The organism is Wenyingzhuangia sp. (assembly GCF_039768515.1).
Taxonomy (GTDB): Bacteria; Bacteroidota; Bacteroidia; order Flavobacteriales; family Flavobacteriaceae; genus Wenyingzhuangia.
The window spans coordinates 1-6704 of sequence record NZ_JBDNAI010000002.1 but is presented as its reverse complement, the minus strand read 5'-3'; the positions used below and the strand labels follow the sequence as shown (position 1 = coordinate 6704).

Here is a 6704-nt window from a genome sequence, read left to right as displayed (position 1 = left end):
TTAGAATGTGTAGGGACACCCAATAGAAACTTGTTTTTAATCTTTATTTTTTTGGTTTTGTATGCTTCATCCGACAAGAAACAAACCACTTTGGTGTGATGACCAAATTGCTTTAAACTTAGCGTTTTTGGTTTTACCTTGACATCATCAAACTCCCAATCAGTTGTTCTATTGAGATAGTCTTCAAATTCAGCTTTAGTAATTTTATAATGAGCTGGAGTATTGACCGATAAATAGTCGTTAGTATCAAAATCAACTTCAAGCATGATCACATGACCTCTCTCGATGACATGAAAAGTAGCTGTTATGGCATCGTGATCTGTCGCTGAAAAAAAACCATAACAAAGATTGAGGAACAGAACAATTAGATATTTCATTTGACAATAATTTTTTTGGTTCCTAATATTTTACCCTCTCTAATAATACTCGCTAGATATAGTCCTCCTCTTTTTACACTCTCGAACTCTATGACTCCAACACCAGATTTTTCTCTTAGTAATTGTCCCGATATTGAATACAAAATAACGGTATACGAATCCAAACCTGTATAGACAACAGAAATACTTCCCGAGTTTAAGTTTGAACTTATAAAAAACCCCATAGACTCTAAGTCCATTCGACCAACACTTAAATTAGACCCACAACTCTCATCAAATGAAGTCATCGGATCATCAAGGGCAAAAGGATTGATGTTCTCATCGGTATCATTACAATCATAAGCACTGACAAATCCATCCCCATCTCTATCTTCATCACTTAAAGGTCCAGCACTACTTATAAAATCCTCACTAAAATTACCCTTCATACACCTTGAAATCTGAGGAAAGGACTGCGTGACCACATAGTAATATTCAAAAGTTTCTATCCCTTGTGCAGTGGTTAAAGTTACTTCCGCTTGGATTCCGTTACACTCATCTAAATCTCCTTTACCCGCTACATACTCAAAATCATTCGTATATTTTCCGGAATATGGACCACAGGGAGCACTGACACCATCTCCCGGTCTTGTCCCACTTTTAAGCTGAAAACTTGGAAGCATTTCTTTTGTATTTCCTTCTTTATCAGGTCCAAACCTATACAAAATAGGAAATCCATCTGAAGCCCAACCAACTTGTAAAATAGATGAAGGAATTGTATTTGTTGTTGAAATACCAGGTCTTAACTCTTCTACATACTCATACATATTACCATGATAATGATATCCTGAATTAGGATTTACATGGGCAGACGCACAATCTAAACCAACATAATCAGATCCTTGGCCAATATTAGTAGTGGGCTCAAAAACCCAATTCCAATTGTACTGCCCAGTAGCTGTATTTTCAAAAATAAATGGGGTTGCAGGAGCAGGCATCATATAAATTCCATTCAAACCAATCCCAAAATAATTGACTGGCCTACCGTTTGCTCTAGTTAAACTTGTAACCTCATTTGTCAACACTGGATTTACATCAAATTTGTACACCCTGTAATAAGGTTCTGGTATTCTGGTTGAAACGTAACAAAAGTTATGGTTCGGATAATTATTGGAATACACAACCCGCTGATCATCTTCTAGATATTCGTAATAAATACTTGGATTTGAAGGGGTACCACAACAATCAATATTATCGTAACTTAGCACATCAACCACCCCACAAGAACTGTCACAATCATCAATTCCAACCTCGCCTCCATTCTTAATTCCATCTATACACGACCAATCACTTCTGACGGTTTGTGCTTCCTGTTTCAACATGGTTTTGATGGATTCTTGTGCAACAGTCAAATTGCCAATTAAATTATTTTCCTCAAGGATATCATCTGCAATATTATAAAACTCTTCATTCCCTGTTTCATCTTCAATAAGCTTGTAGGCTAATGTCCTAGTTGCCCAAGACGCTACACCACCACTTTCATAATCTGTATAATTTATCTCTCTTGATATTTTATTTTGAAATGACAAAGCTGGCTTTAAGCTCAAGCTATTATGAATACCACCTTGAAGCTGTACTCCCGTCAACTCCAGAATGGTAGCATATAAGTCTGTCGCCTGAACTAAGCCTTGTTCTACTTCATTGATTCGTTCCACAGATTTACCTGTAATGATCATCGGCACCCGAATCCCCCCTTCATATAGTGATGATTTTACATGTCCTTGTGGAAAGTAAGTATTTGCTTTGCCAGGAGTTCCATTGTCTCCAATAAAAATAATCACTGTATTCTCTAGGGTCTCTTCATCCATACTAGCAACCAGCCTACTAATTTCATAATCCATAGACTCAATCATCGCCAAATAAGTTGTTCTCTCATCTATCGGCTCAGTAGTAAACGTTCCCTGTGGAGGAATTTGAAAAGGTACATGAGGTGCTATGTGTGACAGCCACAAAAACCAGGGATTTACCTGGTTATCTATCCAAGAAATAGCCCTGTTTGTAAGGTGTGTTGTGATGTATTCTTGTACTTGTTCCTCTGTACCATCTGAATATAGTTTTATCCAATCAAAATAATCCTCTACTTGAGAAGTAAAAACACCTTCAAAATATGGGACTCCTGAATCTGTGATATGACGATAATTTGTTTTATTACTTCCACCTATGTGCCATTTTCCAATAACAGCCATACTGTAATCGGCGACACTTTGTTCTTTTATTTTCGTAAATATCGAAGTATGATCTGTACCCAAAATCAAAGGAGGCCTCATAACCCCTGTCTTGATCCCATACTTACCACTCATTATCGCAGCTCTGGTCGGCGAACATTGAGGTGCAGCCCAACAATTTGTAAAAGTCAAACCTTTTTCACGAAACGAGTCTATGGTTGGAGTTACTGGCATATCGGTTTCAATACCAAAACCAGGGACAGCATCTATTCCTAAATCATCTGCTATTATTAATAGAATATTAGGAGATTGTTGTTGACCAAATAACGAAATGGAAAAAAACATTAAAAACAAACTATTGTATAAAAAACTCATAAGATTGGACTTTAGTAAATTAGACCCGCAAATCAAAAGAAAGTTTAATTCGTACTATCAAAATTTGCAAACCGGATAATCCTTAAAACTAACTTATAATTCCTTATTCTACAAATAAAACATGATACTCTCGTTGGCCCTGAGTTAAGAACTCTATAATTAGAATTTCTCTGTGACCTTAAAAATTTGTTGCATGATTTTTTTGTCTATCCTCCTATTCTCAAGACTATAGATTGTTCTTTGTTGATCTTTTTAGGATTACAACCGAAAACAGTATCTTTGCTGTGATATAAAAACATCAAGATGAAACTTTGGGATAAAGGTTATGCAACCGATAAAAAAATAGATCTTTTTACAGTAGGAAATGACAGGGAATTGGACTTACAATTAGCCAAGTATGATGTGCTTGGTAACATTGCGCAATCAAGAATGCTAAATGCTATTGGAACCATTACGAATACCGAATTAGATCAATTAATGGTAGAATTGAATCTGATCTTAAAAACAATTGAAGAGGGAAGTTTTACCATTGAAGACAGTTTTGAAGATGTACACTCAAAAGTAGAGTGGCTATTGACAGAAAAACTTGGAGATGCAGGTAAGAAAATTCACACTGCACGTTCTAGAAATGATCAAGTTTTATTAGATGTACATTTATATTCCAAAGACGCTATCCTAGAATTAAAGGATTGGGCAAAAAAATTATTCGATTTGTTAATTAATTTAGCTGATCAATATAAAAACTACCTACTACCGGGATACACCCACTTACAAGTTGCAATGCCCTCCTCCTTTGGAATGTGGTTTTCTGCCTATGCGGAAAGTTTAATTGATGATGTTTACTTTTTGGAAGCTGCCTACAAAGTCGCAGATCAAAATCCATTAGGATCGGCAGCCGGTTATGGTTCTTCTTTCCCTATTGACAGAGAGATGACGACTCAAGAATTGGGCTTCAAAAATTTAAAAGTAAATTCCGTAGCCGCTCAAATGGGTCGTGGAAAACTTGAGAAATCTATTTCTTTTGCAATGGCTAGTTTGTCCGCCACATTATCAAAAATGAGCATGGATATCTGCCTGTACATGTCACAGAATTTTGGATTTATTACTTTTCCAGATGAGTTAACCACTGGCTCTAGTATCATGCCACACAAAAAAAACCCGGATGTTTTTGAATTGATTCGTGGAAAATGCAACAAACTACAAGCATTACCTTACGAACTCACCTTGATTACCAATAATTTACCTAGTGGATATCACAGAGATCTACAATTGGTCAAAGAGGGATTAATTCCTTCTGTCTCTACTCTAAAATCATGCTTAGACATGATGGTTTTCTCTCTAGAAAACATCATTGTTACTGAAAATATTGTGGAAGACGAAAAATACAAGTATATTTTTAGTGTTGAAGAAGTAAATGCCTTAGTGCAAAATGGGACTCCATTTAGAGATGCTTACAAGATTGTAGGAGCTAAGATTCAAAAAGGAGAATTTAAACCTAATCTAGAAGTGAAGCATACACATATAGGTTCAGTTGGTAATTTAGGGCTAGATAAAATTGTAGCCAAAATGGAAGCTAATTTTTAAATTTCCCACAAATCATTCGCCCATCAAGAACAAAATCAATCCATTACAAATTTAAATGCAATATTGACTAGGTTTGACTCAAATGTACTATTCCTGTCGTACCTATAATACTTCAAATCAACACTCTTGAGGCCAAACCTCCAAACCTTTGGTTTTGCAAAAATATCTACATAAGAGACTCCAAAACCAAATTGATTGGAATAAAATGCTGAAAGGTCATAATCTGAAGTGTAAAAATCTTGAGAAGATAAATGCCCTTCATAAGGGGCAAAATAGTTTGCTGCGGTCTGTGTGTAAAACCTATAGGAAGGATACAAAGTAAATTTCTCAGATACCTTCACGGGAACTTCAATACTAGCGGTGTGAGAATTCAATCCCCAATCGTCAAAATAATAACGATAGTAAGTCCTAAGCACAAAAACTTCACTTAGATAATAATTAAAGCGCATTCCTAAAGGAGTTTTAAGTCTACTTTTTGGTAATCTCTCAATGTCATCAGCCAACTGAAAAACATCTTTATTTTGACTTGAAGTATAGCTATCAATATTGTTCTTATTCCCTAAGTAATAATTTGGGATGTCTCCAAAATAAACTCGCTGCAAAGGATTTGCTAACCAACCCTTTTGACTCACAACATCAATAAATAGTGATACTTGTGCATTTTGGTTTAAAATCTGTGAAAAACTAAAAGAAGCCGAATAGGTATTCCTGGAGGTATCGTGTATGATGTCAAAATCTCCCCCCAAAGGCCTCCAATCAGCACTTGCCTCTCCGTTTTGATCTAAGACAGGATCTCCATTATAAAACCCTTCCTGTAGCCCTCTGTTTCTTTGTTTAAATGACTTCAATTCTATGGGATAGATAGGACTCCAATGATCTAAATATATTTTAGTCCCTAAACCTAAGCTTGTATTTTTATTGTTGAATTGTTTTAGGACTCCTCCTCCAAAACCTAATGAAGTATAATCATACTCCATCGCATAGGAAACATTGGCATTCCAGATAAAATTTCTATCCTCAGAACTGTGTGAATAATCTGCGCTTACGGTACCCCAAACATCACTCTTAGAAGCTCCCGAGGAGGCAACCCACGGACTCCCAGAAGTCTGATCACTACTAGACCCTGAACCTTCTTTATCAAAGGGATTACCATTACTAGACGAAGCAGATGTATAAGCTGAAATACCACTGTCAAGCGTTAAAACGTCATCAGCATTTAAAGGAATACTGATGATAATGGAGGAAGCAGCATCTGTCAAAAACTCATTTCCTATTCCCCCGGTCACAGAGGCGTTATCACCATTTTGAACGTAGTAACTAGCTAAGAAGTCTACTTCTGTTGTTTCTAAAACACGTTTTCTGTAGGAAGCATTGGCATCTTTTTGAGCTACCATATTTTGTGTGAAAAAAAACACTAACAAAACAACAAAGTATTTCATGAAATCATTTTTTATGAGACTAATTACAACCACACCCACCACCAGACTTTCCACCATTTGCTCCTGATGCTCCTTCTCTGTATACTTGAGAAATCGTTTCATACCTATCCACTTTCTTCTGAGCGAGCACCATGTCTGGATCATTAAGTTTTACCTTTTCATAATTCTTAACAGCAATACATGAACTTGTAAAAAGCAACACCACCGTCAGCATTAAGATTGTTCTAATCATTTTTAATTGTTTTTAATGCGATGTTATCAGAAGTTATCAAGTTGTTATCTTTATCTATAATAACACATTCCACTCCCTTCAACTGATTTATTAAATCTACCCCTGTATCAGCTCCCATTACAAAAACTGAGGTAGCAAGTGCGTCTGCTAATTCCGCTGTTTTGGTAAAAACAGTAACACTTAAAATATCTTTGGCAGGATATCCCGTTCTAGGGTCTATGATGTGGGTATATAAAACATCATTAAACTTTACATATTTTTCGTAGTTCCCAGAAGTGACAATAGCACTATCATGAATGGGCATCCACGAAAATATTTTTTCTTTATTCAGTGGATTTTTGATGGCTACGAGCCATTCCTTACCATTGGGTTGTGTTCCCCAAGCATTGATGTCACCTGAGGCATTTATAACCCCCGAACGAACGCCTTTTTTTTTCAACAATGATTTTGCTCTATCTGCCGCATATCCCTTTCCTATCGCACCAAAACCAAT

The 6704-nt window shown here is 36.2% G+C and carries 6 protein-coding genes; 1 reads left to right on the top strand and 5 read right to left on the bottom strand.

From position 1 onward, the window contains the following. Nucleotides 1–377: hypothetical protein (locus ABF281_RS00040; RefSeq protein ID WP_347179656.1), on the bottom strand; the 377-nt coding region annotated here is incomplete at its 3' end. After that, nucleotides 374–2956: a sulfatase-like hydrolase/transferase gene (locus tag ABF281_RS00035; protein ID WP_347179655.1), complete on the bottom strand. Its 2583-nt coding sequence runs from the start codon at nt 2954–2956 to the stop codon at nt 374–376. The genes ABF281_RS00035 and ABF281_RS00040, both read right to left, overlap by 4 nt. 303 nt (nt 2957–3259) lie before the next feature. On the opposite strand from ABF281_RS00035, the gene argH reads away from it, so the two are divergent. Further along, the gene (gene argH / locus ABF281_RS00030; RefSeq protein WP_347179654.1) at nt 3260–4540 is read left to right on the top strand and encodes an argininosuccinate lyase; all 1281 of its coding nucleotides are present in this window, start codon (nt 3260–3262) and stop codon (nt 4538–4540) included. Between the two features lie 35 nt (nt 4541–4575). Here the strand turns inward: argH and ABF281_RS00025 are convergent, their stop codons facing one another. The 3 genes from ABF281_RS00025 to ABF281_RS00015 form a co-directional block, all read right to left on the bottom strand. Beyond that, nucleotides 4576–5979 (bottom strand): DUF3570 domain-containing protein, encoded by a 1404-nt coding sequence (locus tag ABF281_RS00025; RefSeq protein ID WP_347179653.1) that lies wholly within the window; start codon nt 5977–5979, stop codon nt 4576–4578. A 19-nt stretch (nt 5980–5998) separates the two neighbouring features. After that, the gene (locus ABF281_RS00020; protein ID WP_347179652.1) at nt 5999–6211 is read right to left on the bottom strand and encodes a DUF4266 domain-containing protein; all 213 of its coding nucleotides are present in this window, start codon (nt 6209–6211) and stop codon (nt 5999–6001) included. After that, a partial coding sequence (locus tag ABF281_RS00015) for an FAD:protein FMN transferase (protein ID WP_347179651.1) occupies nt 6204–6704 on the bottom strand: 501 nt, incomplete at its 5' end. The genes ABF281_RS00020 and ABF281_RS00015, both read right to left, overlap by 8 nt.

Coding starts and splice junctions, on each gene's coding strand:
- ABF281_RS00035 (WP_347179655.1), bottom strand. CDS start 2,956: ATGAGTTTTTTATACAATAGTTTGTTTTTAATGTTTTTTTCCATTTCG.
- argH (WP_347179654.1), top strand. CDS start 3,260: ATGAAACTTTGGGATAAAGGTTATGCAACCGATAAAAAAATAGATCTT.
- ABF281_RS00025 (WP_347179653.1), bottom strand. CDS start 5,979: ATGAAATACTTTGTTGTTTTGTTAGTGTTTTTTTTCACACAAAATATG.
- ABF281_RS00020 (WP_347179652.1), bottom strand. CDS start 6,211: ATGATTAGAACAATCTTAATGCTGACGGTGGTGTTGCTTTTTACAAGT.